This is a genomic window from Leptothoe sp. LEGE 181152 (assembly GCF_032906605.1).
Lineage (GTDB): Bacteria > Cyanobacteriota > Cyanobacteriia > Phormidesmidales > Phormidesmidaceae > Leptothoe > Leptothoe turfae.
Genome location: NZ_JASATU010000003.1, coordinates 1 through 20,517 on the forward strand (window position 1 = coordinate 1; position 20,517 = coordinate 20,517).

The window sequence follows — 20,517 nt, forward strand, 5'->3', positions numbered from 1 at the left end:
TTGGTTTGAGACCCTACGAGTTTTCAGAACTTCAAAGGTTTGACCCGAGTAGGGATGAAATGGATGGGTAATGGTGACACATCCCAAATCCAGGTTGAGATGATGTGCAGTTCGATCTAATCGTGCCGGCTCTCGAAAACCGAGTTGCCCAGACGATAGTGAAGCATGCACTTGAGCCCCACTGGGAGGCTCGTTTCGAGTCCCACAGTTATGGCTTTCGCCCTGGTCGTAGTTGTCACGATGCCATTGAGCAGTGCTTTCTACGACTTAAAGGTGGCGGTGATACCTGGATACTTGATGCGGATCTAAAGAGTGCATTCGACAAAGTAGATCACCGCTTTATCCTCGACACCATCGGCCCCGTGCCAGGTCGAGAGCTGATTAAGCAGTGGCTCAAAGCAGGTTATGTAGAGGCTGAGATGTTTTATGCCACCTCTGAAGGTACACCCCAGGGTGGCCCGCTGTCGCCGTTACTGTTGAACATTGCTTTGAATGGGATGCAGGACTTGTTGCTGTCATTCACAACAACTCGAACCTACCAGCCTTCTTCAAAAGCAAAATCACAGGCTCCACGCAAACGCACATCGCCAACTTATGGCTACTGTCGTTACGCGGATGACTTTCTGGTAACGGCGAAAATAAAAGCAGACATCGAAGCTATCGTCCCTATCTTACAGACGTGGCTTAAACCACGCGGATTAGCGCTGAATATTGAAAAGACCCAAATCGTGAACATCCAACAGGGTTTTCCGTTCTTGGGTTTCTCGCTTCGGCACTACAACAGGAAATGTCTCTGCCGACCGCAAAAGGAAAAGGTGTTGGCCTTCCTGGCGCGGCTACGGAGTTGGTTGAAGCAAAACGCCTCGGTCTCTCCAGCGACGGTGATTCATTACCTGAATCCCATTCTGCGAGGTTGGGGCAATTACTACAAACATGGCGTCAGTAAAGATGTGTTTGGTTACGTGGACCATCAGCTCTGGAGAGCACTCTGGAAATGGTGCTGTCGGCGTCATCCGAACAAGTCGAAGGGATGGATTATCAGGAAGTACTACCGAACCTTTAAGGGACGTGCGTGGACATTTGTCACTAACGTCACTGACCGAGCGGATAATCGAAAACTGCTGAGGCTAATACGTCTGGCAGATATTCCGATTCAACGCCATGTCAAGGTTAAAGGAACAGCCTCACCGGATGATCCAGCCCTTCAAGACTACTGGCGTCATCGCCATACCCGATATGGGAAAACCTATTGGGATAAAGGCTCTAAATACTTCAAAGTAGCTCAGAGCCAGAACTGGCGATGTCCAGTCTGTCATGAAGCCTTGTTTAATGGAGAAGCCCTACACACCCATCATCGGTTGCCTGTAAAACAGGGTGGCAGAGAAAGTGAAGAGAATCTGGTTCACCTTCATCATACATGCCATCAATACTTACACAACAATGAGGATGTGGTTTTGAATGGCCTAAGGCTTGAGCGGCTTGATGGGATGACTGTCACGAGCCGTTCTTAGGGGAGGGGGACACGGCGACGTGTGCCCTCTTACCCGACACGCTGCTCCCGCTAAGAGGGGCTCACGTTTACCCCCCATCGTATCCATCAAGGTAGACAACTCAGCAGCCGTTTCCTTGAGCACCGCCCGACTTACCTGCGGTTCAATGCCATTGAGTTTCTCGTACACTGCATTGCGGGTCACGTTCATCTCTTCGGCCTTTTTTCGGTAGTCCGCATTCATCGACGGATGAATCCCACACACCACTAAACTCAACAAGTTCACGACACTCGAGAAAAGCAGTTCGCGCTGATACTGAACTTTGGCATGACGCTCAAAGATGTCATCTAACCGCTCAGGACGGAAAAACAACTCCATCACCCCTCGCATCATCACGCTGATAGGGCTTTCTTGGGCAAACCTTTGAACGATTTCGGTTAGCACGGCAACCTCTCTATTCCTGACTGGCTTTAGCGTACCGTATCCCTTCTCAACCTTTTTCTCTGTTTACTATTTAACACTTAGACAGGCATCGGTCGCTACAGTTAGCTATGCGAACTATCTCACGAGCTATCTAACTGACTTCTAAAAAGAGAAATGTCAAAAGACAACCTGTCATACAATAAATAATTGCTACATAAATCTAAATTAAATCTCTACTTGAGAGAAATACCTATCTCCAGTGCTTACAGTGAGCAGAATCTAAGGATGACGGCATTCTTTCAGCGGTGGGGCGCAGTTATGGTGTCCTGACAAAAGTCATCCTCATTGATTATTCACTGGTTGATAGAACTGTATGGAGATGTGGAAACAGTTAGGAGTCGGGGCAATTACCGTTATTAGCATGGGTGCTCAGGATGCTTGGGCAACAACAGTCACTGGGGTACAGAATGAAGAAACTTCAGCGGCGTTGAGTATTTCAGTGGATGAACTATCTGATGTATTGCCGTCCGATTGGGCCTATAGTGCATTACAGCGACTGATGGAGCAGTATGGCTGTGTAGTCGGCTATCCCGATGACACGTTTAGAGGCGATCGCCCCCTGACACGCTATGAGTTTGCCGCTCTTTTAGAGGCCTGTCTGTCGGAGGTTACTACGTCAATGGCAGAAGGGGGGATCTCTGAAACCGATATGGCCACTATCCAGCGGCTACAGACTTCGTTTAACCGAGATCTAAACACGTTAGGAAGCCGCCTGGAGTCACTGGCAGCCGATACCGCCGCTCTAGAGGCTAATCAGTTTTCTACCACCACCCGTCTACGTAGCGAGGTGGTGTTTTCCCTAGAACAACTCGCTGGGAACAAGCAGCCTGGCAGCGACAATGACCTGCCCGATGAACTGGTCTTTGGTAGTCGGGCCAGGTTAAATTTTAATACCAGCTTTACCGGGCAGGACTTACTTAAAGTGCGTCTGGATGCCTTGAATCCGGTTCGCCTCAATGCTCCCATCACTGGCACAAATATGACCCGGCTGGCATTTGACCGTGATACCAATAATGACGTGGATATTGGTAAGCTGTTTTATCGCTTTCCGGTTAGCGATCGCATCGGTCTCCACATTGATGCTACTCGGGGAGCCTATCAGGCGAATGTCTCCAGCACCTTTAATCCAGGCTTTGCCAATCCCATTAATGGGGCCGTCTCCCGCTTTGGGCGCTTTAATCCGATTTACTATCAGGGAGCGCTGGGGACGGGGATTACTGGAGTCTATGACATCAGTTCTGATCTCACTCTCTCAGCCGGATATTTAGTCCCTGGCAAAAGTGCGGCTAACTCGGAGATAGGGCTGTTTAGCGGTGGCTATACGGCACTGGGCCAGCTAGATTTTCGACCGACTGATACCGTTAAACTGGGTGTGACCTATGCCCGTTCCTATTATCCAGGGGGAGCCGTGGCGGTGACAGCGGGCACGGGTAGTCGCCTGGCCAATGCGCCGTTTGGTAATAGTGTGGCGACATCCGCCAATCACTTTGGGCTGCAGTCTAGCGTAAAACTGGGGGACAATGCGACGCTCTCTGGCTGGGCCGGGTTAAGTTTGGCTAGCGCCGAATCGGACCGGGGAACGGTGCGGGACGGAGATGATGCCACACTGCTCAACTGGGCGTTAACCCTGGGGCTGCGCAATCTGGGTGGAAAAGGCCATTTTGGTGGACTATTGGTGGGGCAACCGCCTCGAGTGTTAAGCAATGACAGCGGCCCTGATGAAGCAGATGCCACCTGGCAAGTTGAGGCGTTTTATCGCTATCGCGTTAATCAAAATGTTGCTTTAATTCCAGGGTTTGTTGTCTTGGTGAATCCTGAAAATAATCGTGCCAATGACACCATTTGGTTAGGGAGTCTGCGTACCGTATTTGAGTTTTAGTCAGCCTATGCTCTCATTTGATGTCTCTAAAGCACCGACCCGATTGCGGTCAATTCTCTGGGCCCTGGGCACGCTGACGCTGCTGCTGAGTCTATCGATTTCGCCCATACAGACAATGAGAAACATACATGGATGCCCCACTAAAGAACAGTTAAGGTAAAAGCCAGCGGGTATAAACAATAGGCTAAATGCGCTGTCTTTGCTGAGTAATTACCGTTTCAAAACTTGTTGTCAGTTACCCCTAAATAACCACAACCAGAGTTCCCGCCATTAGAGACAACTATTTCCAGAAGAAACAATGGGTATAACAAGTAAGATCTTGACTTCAGAAACGCGTGCCCTCATTGATGCCAACCTTGTTGAAGCCTATCGGGAGTTTGGGCGTTGGCAGCATTCAAGTCAGCTGGTTGAAAAAAATGGGGTACTGCTGGTAGCCGGGACAACATCCTTCCCCCTACTCATGAACTATGTTGTCCGGTTTGATTCTCAGATTGCCGCTTCAACGGTCATAGACGAAGCGAAACGATTCTTCAACGCACTTGGGCGCGGTTTTTCGATTGTGAGCCGTGGGCAAGCCGACCGCGATCTTGAGGCAGCAGCGGCGGATGCTGGTATGGAGCCGGTTGTCGCTGTCCCCTGGATGGTGTTAGATCACCAAGTTGCCGAACCCCAGCTTCCACCCGACGTGGAAATCAAACGAGTTACGGATGAGCAAGGCATTCTCGATGCCCAACAGATCAATGCCGACGCGTTTGAATCATTAGACTTTCCCAGAACGGAGACCGAAGCCATTTTTGGGGTTCCGGCCCGACTGCTGTCTCCAAATTTGAGGGTGTATGTGGCGTATTTGGATGGGGAGCCCGTCTCGACTGCGATGCTCCTGCTAACCCCACAAATCGCGGGGGTTTATTGGGTGGGTACTAAACCCTCTGCCCGAGGACATGGCCTGGCAGAGGCCTGCTGCCGATTGGCTAGCAACGCTGGTTTTTCAGCAGGGGCAAAATGGGCTGTACTTCAGGCCAGCCCAATGGGGGAACCGGTTTATCAGCGGATTGGATATCGAACCATGAATGATCAGTTCAAATGTTATCTAGCTGCCGCATAAGCTAAATCTGACTCAAAACCTTGAGTTTTCCTATGTGGAACGTACCGGCCTACTTTGTTAAATTCGAACGTGTCTGCATCTGTTGAACACGACCGTTACTCTGCCAAATTCCATGACTACATCTGTTGCTGACCATTATGCCAACCACCTTGCCCCAATATACTCATGGATGGTCGGCGACTTTGAAGCTGCGTGCAAGCAAGCCGATAACTTCTACGCCGACCTTGGCCTCGCCGATGGTGATGGACAAATTGTGGCTGATCTCGGCTGCGGCCATGGTGTCCATGCCGTCCCCCTTGCTCGCCGTGGATACCATGTTTTTGCGTTCGACACGTCGGCCCAATTACTGAGTGAGCTTAAAGCAGTAGTCAATGATTTACCAATTAAGACTATCGCTGCCGATCTCACTAGGTTCACCGACCACCTTGAAACCGAAAGGGTGTCCCTCGTTGTCTGCATGGGGGACACTCTGCCACATCTTCCCTCTATCGATACCGTTAATGTATTGATTCGTGATGTCGCTCTCAAGCTGGTGCCAGATGGATTACTGATTTTCTCATTTCGTGATTACTCAACCCATGAATTAACTGGCACAGACCGGTTTATTCCTGTTCGAGCTGACAACCATCGAATTCACACATGCTTTCTTGAGTATCGTCCTGATAGTGTTATTGTCCATGATATTGTTCACTCACTTATTGATTCGTCATGGCAAACGTCCGTCAGCGCCTATCCAAAACTACGCTTGCGTCCTGATAGCGTGATCGCAACCGCTGAATCGCATGGATTCTCACTCATCCACAGAACTGCAATTCGCGGCATGGTTTATTTAGCTTTCAAACTCTCGGCAAACGCGATCGCGGGATAACTGTGCGATACACGTTTTCAAATTCGTGGGTTTGGCAAACGTGCTTCAGAGTTGGTAATTGAATACGTAAAAACACGTCTACAAGCAAAGGTCTTATTGACAAGCTGTGTTCCTGGTGAAGGAAGCCCCGAAGGGTTTTATAAAAAGATGGGCTTCACACCCACAGGTGAGATGGATGAGGATGGAGAAGTGATTATGCAATATGCATTATGAAAAGCTTTTCAACAGTGCGATCTCACTGTAACAATCGCACTACATCTCCATAATGGAGATGCGTATCAAAAAAATGGGCGTTGCTGATCCTCGGGATGATTACATCTACAAAATTCTGGTGTATAACATTTCTAACAGATCGATGCATCCCTTAAATCAGCAACGGCGAAAAATGAGGTCATAATTCTGATGAGCCAGGATTTTGAAACGGTTCCATTTCCCTACCTTGAGACAAAGCAGCTAAAGCTGCGACAAGCTACCCAGAAAGATGCTGAAGCTATATTTTCAGTATTTTCTAACCCAAAAGTGACTCAATTTCATGATCTTGATACATTTACTCATCTCGATGAAGCAATGAGGGTGATTGAGCGACGGGCAAAAGGATTTGAAAGTGGACGTGGGATACGTTGGGGTATCGCTCTTAAACAAGATAATCGCCTGATTGGTTCTTGTGGGTTTAGTTGGGATAGAGAAGCGAATGCTGCTGAACTTGGCTATGAACTGGCCAGTCCATTTTGGCGACAAGGCATTATGGGTGAAGCATTACGTGCCATTCTGTCCTATGGGTTTGAGGTTAAAAAAGTGCAGTTCGTTGCGGCTGAAATCATGCTAGAAAATCTGGCATCTAGAAAGCTGTTAGAGAAATTAGATTTTGAGAGCAGAGGAGTATTTAAGGCGCGTGGTTTCTGGAAAGGGAAGCACCACGATTTAGAGCCGTTTATGTTGACAAGGCAAACGTTCGTAACCGTATAACTTGACGGAGTACACCTTGGTTATGAATTATGAAATTGCTCAAGCGGCCCTGACCTATTACGACCTACCCAAAGTTCAATTATCGTTTTTAGAACAAAGTCAAAACACTACGTTTCGGGTTGAAACACCAGCAAAAGAGACGTATTTGCTTCGGCTTCATATTGGTGTTGAGGCTGCCGGAAAGAGTTTGTATGAGTCTTGGAAAAAGCCATCAATCATTGAGTCTGAACTATTATGGCTGAATGCGATCGCACAGGATACCGAGTTAACAGTGCCCCAACCAGTACAAAACCGTTTGGGTGACTGGGTAACTAACATTGTCGGAACACAACAAGGTGTGTCAATACCTTGTTCGTTATTGCAGTGGGTAGACGGTGAACATCTCGGTAGTGAGCCTACAGCACAGCAAATTTGGCAGTTGGATGCGCTGTAGGCACAACTGCACCAACATTCAAGCATTTGGTCATTGCCATCTGGATTTTCTCGTCCTACTCACAATGCGGAGAAGCTAAAGTCCGCAACATCTCAACTTGGTGTGCTAGTGCAGAACGGAACAATTTCATCAGACGATTATCAAGTCTTCCAAAGGGCTGCGATACAAGTTCAAGAACTTATGCCTAGCCTGCAGCAGACAAGCGATACATGGGGAATAATTCATGCTGACTTACACCAAGGTAATTACGTCTTCTACGATGAAGACGTTCGTCCAATAGACTTTTCACTCTGTGGTTTTGGTTTTTACCTCTACGATATCGCGTCAACGCTAGGAGATATTGAAGCATCATTTTGTTTGCATTTCTTCGAAGGTTACACAAATTTTAAGTCATTACCAACAAATTATCAAAGCATTGTTGAAGCATTTGTTGTAAGTTCAACAGTAGAAAACTATGCTTTTCCCAGTGCCAACCCACAGGAGCACGAATGGCTTTCTCATGCTGTACCTTATGTTGTCAAGAACCATTTTCATTCATATTTTAATGGCGAGACCTTTTTGTTCTTAAAGTGAAGCAGTTAACCCTGGCATGTTTAGAAAGGAATGCAGGTTTGAAGGGAGTCGAAAAGCTGCAAATAGTGTTATTGGAATTCTAATCTTCAATCACAAAGCTGTGAACCAAAGGCTTAACTTGAGGTAAAGCGTGCACGGTAGTCACTTGGATTAATTCCTAACACTTTCTGAAAGCTGCGTCGCATCGATAGCTCGTTACCAAAGCCGCAAGCGTGTGCGATCTCATCTATCGACCTCTTGGTTTGCTCTAAATACTGACGGGCGATTTCAACCCGAAGCTGTTGCACATATTTTCCAGGGCTGGTTCCTACTTCAGCCATAAACACACGCGAAAAATTTCTTTCGCTCATACGAACATGACGTGCTAAAGCTGCCACCGAAAGGTCTGCCTCAGGGTGCTCGACCATCCATAGTTGCAGTTCACGTATGGAGGCATCTCGAATATCTTGGCGTCTAGATGCCACGCTAAACTGTGACTGCCCACCCGGTCGATGTAAAAACACAACTAAATCTTGTGCTACTTGAGTTGCTACACTGTGGTCATAATTTTGCTCAACAATGGCAAGCGCCATATCAATACCAGCAGTGCAGGGCTATTTCATTCTAGACATAATAGGACGAAAGTCTCTAAAGTAAAGGAGTGTGTCGATTGAGGTCGTGCCTCGCATGAGTGCGTTAGCGGGTCGTGCCTCAGAAAAAAGTGGGATGGGCAGCAATGTCATTCCAGGACCAAGGTTTCGTGGTTATCTCTGCTCTCTGAGCAGCCGTATCACCTGTGCGATTGTGCTGCCATATCCAGTTGAAATAGGTCACGACCAGTCGAGTAATACTCTCGGTCGTCTGCCAGACTTTCGCAAACTTATTCTGTCGTCGATGCCAACGACCGGTCTGTTGCCGAATGATACCATTGGTTCGTTCTAACCTTTGGGTGTTCTCTTTGCCAACCACATGGACTACCTCAGGCGGCAATACTCGCCCATAGCCAGCGCAATCATTGGTATACCAGACCTTACAATCTGTTTTGCCTTCGGTGCAGGTGATGAGTTCTTCTAAGACTGCATCCGTGTGCTTGCCCACTCGGGCAGTCAGGATGAGTCCACTTTGCTTGGCTAAACTTACCCCTATCCAGCAGTCTCCCAGATTGATATCCTCAGGCCCGCATCGTTTCTGTTTTTTTTACAAATGACCACATCTCATCGGCAATCACTTGCTCTGTCTCAATCTCCTTAACTTCTTCGTTATGAACCAACTGAGCTCGGTAAGCCGCCGCATGGACGATACTCACGACGGTATTGTAGGCGCGTTTATTGATTCGACTAATGCCCCGTAAACTGCTCCCTTCTGCTTGCGATTGAAGGATGCTCTCCACTTCATCGGCACTGACCTGACGCCAATAGTAGAAAGTATCAAAGGTTTCGACGAAGGTACGCGTACAGTGGGCGCATTTGTAGCGTTGAGTTCCTTTGCTGGTTTTACCGTGTTTGTGAGTCTTCGGATAGTCGCAATAGGGGCAATCCATTGGTTTCGGGTAGATAGCATCCCTTTACAGGACGTTTCCCACACTTCTTTGGTTCACGACCAAACAAAAAAAGAGATGACGAACTTTAAAGTACCCCAGCTGTAGAATGCGGTATATCCGGGATTTAATGCTGTGCAGCTGCCCAATCGCGGCGGTTTCTCTAGGTGATAGTGTACAATCCTCATTTTAGAGAGAACCCCGATGTGATGAAAGTCGCAGGCCTATGCTTAACCTAAGCCCATGACTGACAAGTGTGTTTCTTAAGAGTTATTCAAACATTCGCTAGATAGGTATTCTTGTAGAGTTCACCTCCCATACCTACCTCAAGCCATAATTCGCCACCCCAGGGATTGCTGCTGCACAGTCCACATCGTTGCATATCGCTCCTGCTGCTCTAACAATTCCCGATGGGTACCTTGTTCAACCACCTGGCCATCTGCCAAAACAAGAATTAAATCTGCCCCAACCACCGTTGAAAGTCGGTGGGCAATCACAATGACTGTTTTATTCTCCACTAGTCGATTGATGGCAGTCTGAACCGCCACTTCACTTTCCGTATCCAATGCTGAGGTAGGCTCATCCAACACAACAATGGGCGCATCCTTAAGAATCGCGCGGGCAATAGAGATACGCTGACGTTCGCCCCCTGATAGGGCACCGCCAATTTCACCAATGCGAGTTTCATACCCATGGGCTAATCGAGTAATAAACGCATGACAGTTAGCCGCACGGGCCGCTGCCTCTACCTCAGCATTGGTGGCATTTGGTTTAGCCATACGAATGTTGTTAAGAATCGTATCGTCAAACAAATACACATCCTGGAACACCACCGAGATACACCGCATTAACTCAGCCGGTTGTACCTGTTGTACATCAACACCGCCAATGCGAATAGAGCCATTTTGAACATCGGCAAAACGACTAATCAGGCGCGTAATTGTAGTTTTACCACTGCCAGAGGGACCCACCAAAGCCGTTAGCGATCGCATCGGCAGTTGAAACGACACATCTCGCAGAGTCCATTCAGTGTGCTCAGCATAGCGAAAATATACCTGATCAAATTCAATATCAAAACAAGCCAGCTGGGCTAGAGGCTCCTGCACCGGCAAAGACGGAATCGCCATCACCGTCTCAATTCGCTCCAGGGCAATTTCCATCAGGTCAAACACACCCGCAAAGACGATGAGCAGCGATAGGGGTTCGCTAAATCTCATGGTAATTACCACCAGGGCAAACAAAGCTGCTACAGACAGACTGCCTTGCAAAATAAACAGAGCACCCAAACCAATAACAAGCATCAGCCCCACTTCCACCAACGTTGCAATGGCCATTGAGGGTAAATTAGCCAACCGTTGTCCCTGTGCCTGTACCTGTCGCTGACGCTTAAGGGCCGTTTGTAAATGTTGTGATCTCACTCCCACCTGTTTTGTCGCCCGGAGTACTGGCAACCCCTGAGCATATTCCACTACCCGGGAAGCGGTATCTGCATTCGCCGCTGAAACAGCCTTTAAACTTCTCTTTCTCAGAGTTCGCATGTAGCGATAAATAGGTATTGCCAGAGGAAAACTCACCAATAATGTCAGTGCCAGCCGCCAGTCCACAAACAGCGTCACCACCACCACTACCAACGGCGTCACCAGGGTCTGAATCACCAGGGTACTTAGACTACCGATCCAGATTACACATTCGCTGACATTGCCACTCATCACCACATTGAGATCCCCTGCTCGCCGCCGATTTAGTTCCTGCAAAGGCATCTGCCGTAGCTGTTCTGCCAAGCGCAAACGAGTGTCATGAGCCACCTCACTAGAGGTAATCCAACCAAAATGCAGCTCTTGCCACCGAATGTATCCCTCAATAAGGATAAGTAGCCCCAAAATCACCAGTAGCGTCCATACACGCTGAGTATTGATAGGTTGGGCTATCAATGCTGAGAGCAACGGAAAGAACAAGGCGAAAATAATACCTTGAATGACAGATGCAATGGCAGATAAACAGAGAGTCTTTTGTAGTTGCGGTCTGTAAGGACCGGCAACGGTCATCATATGGGAGTAGGTTTTGAACATGTTTTTGGCAGTTAAAAAAGAAACGGTACTAACCGCTTCGTCCTCTGTCGATATTCTCGATATTGCTCACCAAATTGTTCTAGCATCATTGCCTCCTCATTGCCTATTCTGAGAATGTACAGCGTACCAAAAGCAATGATGCCTGAGAGACCAGCAATCCAATTGGTTAATAACAACGCTTGAGCAATCGCCCATAGCCAAATAGATGTATACATCGGATGGCGAATGCTTTGATAAATACCATTGGTAATCAAGCTATGGTCTTCTCGGACTTGTAATGTAGGTGACCAGTTTTTGCCGAGATCATGGTGAGAACGCCAAAATAGGTAGAGTGAGATCGCAAACATCACAATCCCTAAACTATTTGCCCAAATCGGTAGCGAATAATTAGCAAAATCAAACAATGGCGTAACTATATAAATCAGAGGTAAAACAAACATCCCCACAAGAACAAATGCTAACAAGCTATTCTCTAGAGGTGTTTTACGATTGTCGATGATGTTATTATCCTTAACCTCTCGCTGATAGGGTTTGCGGATAATTCCCGTTAATACGAAGCAAACTAAGAAGATGATTTTGAGAGTGAGGGTGTCCATGATTGACCTCTTACTTGCCAATTTTGAGCGGTTTGATGGTGTGACCAAAGTCTGGCGTATAGGCCATTAGCAGTCACTAACTGGTCGTGTTGCCCCAATTCTACTAATTGTCCCCGATCTAGAACGACAATTTGATCGGCTCCCATGATAGTGGCCAAACGATGGGCTACAACAATTAAGGTTTTACCTTGGGTGAGGGCGGCAATGGCCTGTTGAATTAAGGCCTCATTTTCAGGATCGGCAAAGGCAGTGGCCTCGTCTAACACAACAATGGGAGTATCTTGCAAGATAGCGCGGGCAATGGTGATACGCTGGCGTTGACCACCGGACAGTCGTGCACCCCGTTCGCCAACAACGGTGTCATATCCCTGGGGCAATGAGAGAATAAAATCATGGGCCTGGGCTGCACAAGTAGCTGTTTCTACCTCAGTTTGGGTGGCATCAGATTTGCCCAATTTAATATTGTTGTAGATCGTGTCATGGAGCAAAAACGTATCTTGAAATACGAATGACACCCAGGACATCAGCGTATCAGACGTTATCTGGCGAACATCAACACCGCCGATTTGCATCGAACCGGTGGTCACATCCCAAAATCGGGGAATTAACCGAGCCAGGGTCGTTTTGCCTGCGCCAGAAGGGCCTACTAAAGCAGTGACAGTACCAGTGGGAATGGTTAACGACACATTTTGTAAGGCAGAGCGATCACCATAGTAAGTAAATGTAACATTGTCTAGGACGATCGAAGCATTCTGAGGTTGTTGCGGCTGGCTCGGCTGGGGAAGTATGGGTTCCGCCAGTACTGAGCCGATGCGTAAGGCCCCGGCATTAGACTGATTGATAAAAGAAGACAGGGTAAGTATAGGTTTAAAGCCTCCACATAGTCGCGGTGCTAACAACAAAAATACCAACAGTCGTGGAAATGTTAGCGTGCCCTGCGCCATAAATCCTGTGCCCGCTGCTAGAACGATGAGTAATGTTGGCAACGGCTCAAACAACAGTGAGCCTAAGCTACCAGAAGTCCTTGTTTTTCGATTCCAAGCCCGCAGATTACGGGTAAAATCATCCAGGGCCTGTTGAAAGCGAGCAAAGGAACTACTGCCATCATCGAAGGTACGTACCACCTGCATCCCTTGTACAAACTCAATGATCACGCCGTTAATGGCCTCATTGGCACGATTATAGGCATCTCGCTGGTGGGCATAGTCTTTTAAGGCCAAACGAATAAAAATCATACCTACAGGCAACACCCCCAGGGTAATTAACCCCAAACGCCAGTCGGCAACAAATAAGGTCACCAGGGTTAGCAGCGGAATCGTATAGGCCTGGCCGATCAGGGGAGTACTATCGGCGACAAACGCATGTAGCGCCTTAACATCATCCTGCACCAGTTTCTTCACTGCTCCTGAACCCATCGTAATCACATAGCCCAGGGGAACTCGAGCCAGATGTTCTGTCAGTGCAGTGCGCAGAATTACCTCCAGCTTGAAGGCCGCCATATGAGAAATATTAAATGCCAGAACGCGCGAGGTAAAGGCAACAATTACTAGTCCTATGGCAACGGCCAGCCAGCGCCAAATCAAATCAGGCTGGGGGGAATCAGAAAGCAGGTTGGCAGCAATGGGCGGAAAAGCAAGCAGAGCTCCAAGACTGGTGAGAGAACTCAGAGCTGCAAGGATGATTGCGATCGCAATCTTGCCCTTAACCGGAGCCACGATGCTCCAGAGTCCCGTTGGCGGTTTAGTAAAAGGGCGATTTTTCATAAGAATACCAGTAATAAATTACCGGAAAGAATGGTGAAAGTTACGGTTAGTCTTTTGATTGGATATGAATTTTCGTACTAAATTATTTTTTATCCCTCCCTTAGACACAAGGCTTATTCAAAAATTTAGATAATAATGGTTCGTAAAACAGCTCCAAGCAGTATTCTTTAAGGCCCCTCTGGTATTTTCAGACTTCTAAATCTTCTAATGAGGTTGATTTTAGGGCCTTTGGGTTAATGCCAAACTTTTTCTTAAAGGTAGCGGCAAATTTACCGAGATGAGCATATCCAACCAAAGGAAATGATTGACGGAGACGCTACTTGTTAAACCCTCCCCCTCTTTCCGTATCTTCCTGTCTCCGCTTCCCCCTCACCCCTTATTCTCGACCACCACTCAAAATTGCGTCCTCACCTGTACCCCATAATTTGCTGGCATTCCATAGGATGCCAACGTACCGAAAGGAGGAAAGGCAAAGGCCTGATTGATATACTCTTGATCAAAGATATTATTGCCAAAGAGATAGATGCCAGTATTGTCAAACTCATATCCCAGACGAGCATTGAAAATGGCGTAGGGCTCTTGCTTTATGGTATTGGCATCATCAAAAAACGTAGTCCCCAATCCCTGAAGCTCTAACCGCCCAAACAGTCCCTGGGGACTGCGATACTGGAGGGCAAGATTATAGGTAACATCAGGAGAAAACTGAAGATTATTTCCCTCCGCATCGTCTCCCGTAAAGGGATTGGTAAAGTTAGTAAATTCAGCATCGGTCAAACCCAGACCAGCAATAATATCAAACCCTGGTACAGGGGTAGCCCTAGCCTCTAGCTCAAAGCCCGTAATGCTCACATCGGCATTGTCAGTAAACGAGTTGCCGATTAGATCAAACTGTAGTATCTGAAAATCATCCACCGGAGTATGAAACAGGGCAAGATTAACCGCTAGACGATCATCTAGCCAGGAGGATTTCAAACCCACTTCATAGTTCCAGGAACGCTCCGCATCAAAGGTGGCAGAATCCTCACCACCGGGACCTAAATTGACACCCGAAGGGCGATAGCCTCGGGTAATACTGCCGTAGGCCATCAGGTCCGGAGAGAAACGATACTCAACTGCAAAGCGAGGTAATAATTCATCCCCATTTTGTTCAATCTCATCTAGAGAGATAAAAGGCATATCTGGCAGACCAGGAATCGCAATCGATCGATCGAACCTTTCCAGAGTGCTATTAGTTGACTCATAGCGGAGGCCCGTGGTGAGGGTAAGGGCATCAATGGGGCGGTAGCTCATCTGACCAAAAATAGCAAATGTGTCGCTATTGACCTCAGCGTTGGCTACATTGATACTGCCAGGAGGGAGAGGAAATGTGGGGCCAAATATCGTCGCGATATCATCACCATTGATCAGACCATTATTAATTGAGTCAGTGTGATTTGATTCATAATATCCCCCCAGGATCCACTCAAATCGTTCTGCAGTTTCAGGAGACTGAAGCCGTAATTCTTGACTAAATATGGTGTTGGTTAGTTCTTCTATGGTCACCACAAAAGCATCTGCGGCTGTATAGTCTCCATCAAATTCAACATCATTTTTAGAAAAGCGACGGTTGGTAATGGAGGTGAAACGAAAGTCAGGATGGGTATAGGCAACGCGTAACGACTGGTCATTGGAGACCAGATCGGTAAAGCCATCAATATCTTGCTCAGTTTCAAATGGATCATCAGTATTGAGAATTACATAGGCATTTGCTCCATCTTGGTAGTTATTAAATGAAGTATTTAATGCAATCTCTAGATTATCTGATGGAGTCCATAACAACTGTCCTCGACCATTACCGCCAGATTGTTCATTAACCCCATCATCCAATAATGTGTTGCGGAGATAGCCGTCCCGTGAACCATAGTTGCCAGAAAGACGAAAGAACAGCTCATCATCAATGATGGGGCCACTGACACTGGCCCTTAAATCCAGGTCATTATAGTTACCGTAGCTAGCCACCCCGCTAAACTCAAAGGTATCGGTGGGTTTGCGGGTAATCAAGTTGACCACCCCCGCTAGGGAGTTTCTGCCATATAGAACACTCTGGGGACCCCGCAGTACCTCCACACGCTCCAAATCTGGTAGATCAAAATCTATAAAAGACGCAAAATTATAGGGAACGCCATCCACATAAAAATCAACCGGATCTCGATTTGAAATCGCAGTGCTATTGGACAGCCCTCGAATGCTGTAAAGCCCAAAGGAGCGATCACCGCTGGAGAAGAATGTAAAGTTAGGAGTATTGCGAGCAATGTCTTCTAACGATGTAATATCCGCATCTTCAACTTCCTGCTCAGTAATAGCCGTGATGCTAATGGGCACATCTTGAACATCTTCAGGCGTTCTTTCGGCCGTTACAATAATGCGCAGCGTTTCTTCTGCCATAGTCGGAGGCATTGTTGCTAACAGGGTAAACGCAGCTATGCCAAATACCCTAAGTTCGTTGAACATAAATTTTCGCACTATACTATTCCTCACACACACCAGGGCTTGTTGAGAAATTTATGCAATAATGGCCTACAGAACAGCTCCAAGCGGTATTTTTTTAAGCCCTTCCGGTATTGTTAGGGCACGGAAAGGGGGAGACCCGCAGACACGGAGAGCTTGATCAATCAGGGATTCCCGCATCTCCCTTTGCCCGCGTTTTCGCGTCACTCTACCCTCTCGTCCTCGCGTCACTCTACTGACTAGCAAGACTTAAGCATCTTTGGGCTAATACCAAACTTTTTCTTAAAAGCAGCTGCAAATTTGCCTGGATGATCATAGCCAACAGTTTGAGCAACTTGAGTCACATTCAACTTGCCCAACTGTAACAACCGCCGTGCTTCTTCCATCCGATAGGCATGTAGGTATCCAAATACGGTCGTATTAAAAATCTCACGAAATCCCTGCTTGAGCTTAAAACTATTGATGCCCGCTTGCTTTGCCAAGAGCAATAGGGAAGGTGGCTCGTTTAGATTACGAATCAGGATATCCCGAGCCAGATGTATGCGGTCGATATCGTCCAACTTAAGCGATGTGGATGCGGTCGATCGGTCTTCAGTAAGCTGATGTAGTTGCAGGGTAATCAGCTCCAACGCTTTACTTTCCAGATAGAGTTGTTTTGTTATTCCTTGATAGGGACACTGAAGAATTTGTTGGAGAGCAATGGACATTGCTGGAGTCATCGTTATCGTTAACCACGACTTTCCAGTCTGATAGTTGGAAAAGGTCTGGTGCAAAACCGATTGCGATGGGTCCGATACTTCTGTCGATAGGGTATTAATAAGCTCGGGCTTTACCCCTATTTGAACGAGGGAAACTGTTTGACCAGAATCCACTTCAGAAGTAGTCTGCATATCGCCTTGAAAAAAGGCAATATGGGTATCACGAGCATGGGCTACAAATTCTTTAGCTCTACCAAATGGCTTTACGCTAAACCCGCCAGACATACAAAATGAGAAGCCAAATAACGGCTCTGTCTGGCTCTTCATTGTGAAGTTAAAATTCTCTTGGAAGGTCCATTCGGTTAAGGTTAGAGTAAGATAATCCCTTAGATGAAATGAATGGTTAAACCATTTACCAAAGGGTTTATTGAGGGTCCATACAATCTCACTATCGTTTGCTTGATAATGTTTACCGATATCTGGCTGCTCAGCCTCTTGCTGCAGCTCCGCCAGCATTTCTTCAAGATCGTGATCGGAAAGAAAGACTTGACTTGACATAATAACTGATGCTTCGCTAGGTGCGATCTCACCGAAGCAATCACGCCTTATAGCTGGAATATTATATACATGAATATTTTTACGTTATTGAAATTAATTGTCAATAGCCAGCAGTGTCTGCTCCATCAGGAGCGACTACAGATGGATAAGGCTTGAGATGGACAGGGCTTGAAATGGACAGGGCTTGAGATGGACGCGGGGACAGGGGGACATGGGGACGCAGCTTCAGATAGATCTCTGCATCCCCGCGTCGCCCTGTCCCCTTTTTCCAGCCTTTCTCTAATCTAAACTGCTAAGCTCAACCCACCGCTAGGGTCGGAAATATCAGGCACAATCTCAAAACTGTTCGCCCCAAGGGCAGAAGCTTGAACATTCTGCAGCACTGCCAGCGTTTCACCAGTACTGGTGACGCCCAGCAGAGTATTGTCACCATCCTGAGTCAGGCTAAGGTCAGCAAACACCAGCTCACCCTCCACCAGGCCGATGCGGTCAACGCCCACCTCAAAATCAAGAATGGTATCGGTGCCATCGCCATTGCCAAAGACAAACAAGTCGCTGCCGCTACCGCCAGAGTCGTTATCGCCTACGAGGATATCGTTGCCAGTGACACCCATTAGGATGTCATCACCGGCATCACCCCAAATGTAGTCATCGCCGGCATCACCGCTGAGGATATCGTTACCAGATTTGCCACCGATGCGGTCATTGCCGTCGCCACCAAAGATAATATCGTTACCGCCAGGTTCACCTGTTTGAGCATCGCGGGAGTTGCGATCTCCCCGCAGCACATCATCACCGCCGCCGCCTGTGATGATATCGTTACCTGATTCACCCGCTACGGTGTCATCCCCACCGCCAGCGTCAAGGGTGTCGTCAGCATCCCCACCTACCAGCGTCTGACCCAGTTCAAAATCACCGCTATTGATGGCGTCGGCTGACACATTTTGCAAAATGGCCAACACATCGTCTGTACCAGCCAGGGTGATAACAGTGTCTACACCCTCCTGAATAATAGCCAAGTCACTAAAGCCAAGAATCCCGGAAAAATCTGACTTTAAGCCGACTAGCTCAAAACGATCGCTAGCATCATAGTTTGTAATCGTGACAATGCCCTCACCAGCACCCAGTCTAAAGGTATCGCTACCGCTGCCAGTGGTAACAGTGGTTTGACCAATGGATACTAGGAAATTGCCCTGGTTAACAATGGTATTAACCGTGTTGTTCCCCCCACCCAGGTCGAGGGTATTACTGCCTGCACCCGCATGGACAATATCATCACCACTGCCTGCTGTGACCATATCATCTCCAGCACCGGAGGTGATATGGTTATCGCCCTCACCGACATTAGCCGTCAGGTCACCCTTGACTAAATTAACCGTGTCATTACCTGCATCAGCGGTGACAGTAGTCGATCCGTCACTGGCGGTCACAAAGTTGTCACCGCCACCCAAATCAACGGTGCCACTACCGATACTCACAATATCGTCACCGTCGCCAGCAGTTACCGTTTGATTAAGGCCACGAGCTGTCAGAGTATCATTGCCTGCCCCTAGAGAGAAGGTGTTGTTATCTCCATCAATCACCAGCAGATCGTCATCGGCAGTCCCCGTAAAGGTTTGATCCCCCCCTGGTGCCGGGACATCCACATCGGTGGCAACTTCAACCTTACCAAAAACGCCATCTCCTGGATTGTTGCCGATATCATTACCGGCAGCAAAGTAGAGATCATTGGTTTCACCAAGGCTGCCTCCATTACCAAAGACTAAGCCCCAAAGACCGTCAATAACGATGGGGTCACCGTTGCCATCCCGTAAATAATCAACGGCTTCTTGCGTCGTAGGATCAAAAGCCACGATAGTGCCATCCCCAAAATTAGACACCAGCAGCATGTTGCTGTATTCGCCAAAATTGTCGGGGGCTGCGACAAATCCCCAGGGCGCATTTAAAAGCCCTTCATCATCCCAAATGGCGATCAGGTTACCGTCTAAATCAAATTCGGCTACTCTACCCAGGCCAGGTTCAATGATTTCATCCCCTGGAATAACCGGCGATGGAATCGCGTAGGCAACCAATAGAGAGTCGTTAACGTTCTGAATGTTGTAGGGGGCATACCCTTCATCAATAAAGGGATTAATAAACTCAAAATTGTCCGTAATCTCAGAAAAGTTAGCGTCATAAACTTCAATCCCTGGTGTAGGACCAAAATCGACCACATACAGACGATTATCGCTTTCAAAGTTGGTAATCGCCGACCCGTAATAGATGGATTGTCCCAGTTTATCCACCACCACTTCAGACACTAGGGGGCGATCAACAGTGCCATCATCATTGCGGCGCTCGGTCCAGGCAGAAATACCGCCATCGCTAGATACAAAGATAAATTTGCTGGGAGCAGTGATATCACCATTGGGATGCTCCTGGGTGATGATAAAATCACCAGATCCATTAAATACTTGTCCCGTTGGTCCAGACAGCTCAAAGGGATTAAGTGGTGTGGGAGAAACCTCTACTACTTTAAGACTATCCTGATATATAGGAACACCGCCAACATCGCCAACATATTCGGTCACGGTACCGGTACCGGAATTGTTGATCCAGAAGTGACCACCCAATCCTGCAGGTCGAATGGCAATTCCCCAACCTAAACTGACATAAGGATCTAGTAGTTGTGGATTGTTATCGGGATTATTGGACACTAAATTAGTGACCACATAGCCTGAGTCATTGCCAATTAGATTCAATGAATCGCTATTCATAAACAGTATTATCCTTCGTTGACTTGGAAACGAATTATTAGCTGAACTCTAAGGTGTCCCCCTGGAATCATATGAGTACCTTTCTCATAGTTGTTCCAACATTTTCTGGAGAGGCTATGCTGCGGTTGCAATATTTTGCAAACACAAGCTCTCGAATGTAAGGTTTGTTATGAAGCGTAAATAATAAGGGTCTGCAAAACAGCTCCAAGCGGTATTTTCTTAAGCCCTTCAGGTATTCTGGAGATTGAAAATACCCTAGGTAGTCTCATTTGAGAGC

At 47.5% G+C, this 20,517-nt stretch carries 17 protein-coding genes; 7 read left to right on the top strand and 10 right to left on the bottom strand.

The window, feature by feature from the left end:
- Positions 1-171: DUF5372 family protein (locus QGP82_RS01270; protein ID WP_499056846.1), on the bottom strand; the 171-nt coding region annotated here is incomplete at its 3' end.
- On the opposite strand from QGP82_RS01270, the gene QGP82_RS01275 reads away from it, so the two are divergent.
- Complete coding sequence (locus QGP82_RS01275; RefSeq protein ID WP_499056731.1) at positions 123-1,511, top strand: group II intron reverse transcriptase; 1,389 nt, start codon at positions 123-125, stop codon at positions 1,509-1,511. The two genes, QGP82_RS01270 and QGP82_RS01275, sit on opposite strands and share 49 nt — an antisense overlap.
- Here the strand turns inward: QGP82_RS01275 and QGP82_RS01280 are convergent.
- Positions 1,464-1,934 carry a hypothetical protein gene (locus QGP82_RS01280; protein ID WP_499056732.1) on the bottom strand — a complete coding sequence of 157 codons (471 nt, stop codon included), beginning with the start codon at positions 1,932-1,934 and terminating at the stop codon, positions 1,464-1,466. The genes QGP82_RS01275 and QGP82_RS01280 overlap by 48 nt on opposite strands.
- A 352-nt stretch (positions 1,935-2,286) precedes the next feature.
- Between QGP82_RS01280 and QGP82_RS01285 the strand changes: the two genes are divergently transcribed.
- The 6 genes from QGP82_RS01285 (at position 2,287) to QGP82_RS01310 (ending at position 7,797) form a co-directional block, all read left to right on the top strand.
- Positions 2,287-3,852, top strand: a complete 1,566-nt coding sequence (locus QGP82_RS01285; RefSeq protein ID WP_499056734.1) for an iron uptake porin — start codon at positions 2,287-2,289, stop codon at positions 3,850-3,852.
- 319 nt (positions 3,853-4,171) lie between these two features.
- On the top strand, positions 4,172-4,957 hold the full coding sequence (locus tag QGP82_RS01290) for a GNAT family N-acetyltransferase (protein ID WP_499056735.1): 786 nt from the start codon (positions 4,172-4,174) through the stop codon (positions 4,955-4,957).
- Between the two features lie 112 nt (positions 4,958-5,069).
- Positions 5,070-5,825 carry a class I SAM-dependent methyltransferase gene (locus QGP82_RS01295; protein ID WP_163666378.1) on the top strand — a complete coding sequence of 252 codons (756 nt, stop codon included), beginning with the start codon at positions 5,070-5,072 and terminating at the stop codon, positions 5,823-5,825.
- Positions 5,826-6,227: 402 nt separating this feature from the next.
- A complete protein-coding gene (locus tag QGP82_RS01300; protein WP_163666376.1) occupies positions 6,228-6,791 on the top strand; it encodes a GNAT family N-acetyltransferase in 564 nt (187 codons plus the stop codon).
- Positions 6,792-6,813: 22 nt separating this feature from the next.
- Positions 6,814-7,224 (top strand): protein kinase family protein, encoded by a 411-nt coding sequence (locus QGP82_RS01305; RefSeq protein ID WP_163666374.1) that lies wholly within the window; start codon positions 6,814-6,816, stop codon positions 7,222-7,224.
- Positions 7,225-7,257: 33 nt separating this feature from the next.
- Positions 7,258-7,797 (top strand): phosphotransferase, encoded by a 540-nt coding sequence (locus QGP82_RS01310; RefSeq protein WP_163666372.1) that lies wholly within the window; start codon positions 7,258-7,260, stop codon positions 7,795-7,797.
- Between the two features lie 113 nt (positions 7,798-7,910).
- On the opposite strand, the gene QGP82_RS01315 is transcribed toward QGP82_RS01310, so the two are convergent.
- The 8 genes from QGP82_RS01315 to QGP82_RS01350 form a co-directional block, all read right to left on the bottom strand.
- Entirely contained in the window at positions 7,911-8,369 is a 459-nt protein-coding gene (locus QGP82_RS01315) for a GlxA family transcriptional regulator (RefSeq protein ID WP_163666370.1), read from the bottom strand.
- A 118-nt stretch (positions 8,370-8,487) separates the two neighbouring features.
- Positions 8,488-9,316 (bottom strand): IS1 family transposase gene (locus QGP82_RS01320; protein ID WP_250565035.1). Its coding sequence is split into 2 segments (ribosomal slippage): positions 8,488-8,974 and positions 8,973-9,316, totalling 831 coding nucleotides; the frame shifts between segments, so codons are not numbered across the junction.
- A 323-nt stretch (positions 9,317-9,639) separates the two neighbouring features.
- On the bottom strand, positions 9,640-11,382 hold the full coding sequence (locus QGP82_RS01325) for an ABC transporter ATP-binding protein (protein WP_499056737.1): 1,743 nt from the start codon (positions 11,380-11,382) through the stop codon (positions 9,640-9,642).
- An 11-nt stretch (positions 11,383-11,393) separates the two neighbouring features.
- Entirely contained in the window at positions 11,394-11,978 is a 585-nt protein-coding gene (locus tag QGP82_RS01330) for a protein-S-isoprenylcysteine O-methyltransferase (RefSeq protein WP_250565034.1), read from the bottom strand.
- Positions 11,945-13,741: an ABC transporter ATP-binding protein gene (locus tag QGP82_RS01335; protein WP_499056738.1), complete on the bottom strand. Its 1,797-nt coding sequence runs from the start codon at positions 13,739-13,741 to the stop codon at positions 11,945-11,947. The genes QGP82_RS01330 and QGP82_RS01335 overlap by 34 nt, the downstream gene beginning before the upstream one ends.
- A 393-nt stretch (positions 13,742-14,134) precedes the next feature.
- Positions 14,135-16,231, bottom strand: coding sequence for a TonB-dependent receptor (locus QGP82_RS01340; RefSeq protein ID WP_499056739.1), 2,097 nt, complete (start codon positions 16,229-16,231; stop codon positions 14,135-14,137).
- A gap of 236 nt (positions 16,232-16,467) precedes the next feature.
- A complete protein-coding gene (locus QGP82_RS01345) occupies positions 16,468-17,484 on the bottom strand; it encodes a helix-turn-helix transcriptional regulator (RefSeq protein ID WP_163666362.1) in 1,017 nt (338 codons plus the stop codon).
- Between the two features lie 284 nt (positions 17,485-17,768).
- The gene (locus tag QGP82_RS01350; protein WP_499056741.1) at positions 17,769-20,240 is read right to left on the bottom strand and encodes a TIGR03118 family protein; all 2,472 of its coding nucleotides are present in this window, start codon (positions 20,238-20,240) and stop codon (positions 17,769-17,771) included.
- Between the last annotated feature and the right edge of the window lie 277 nt (positions 20,241-20,517).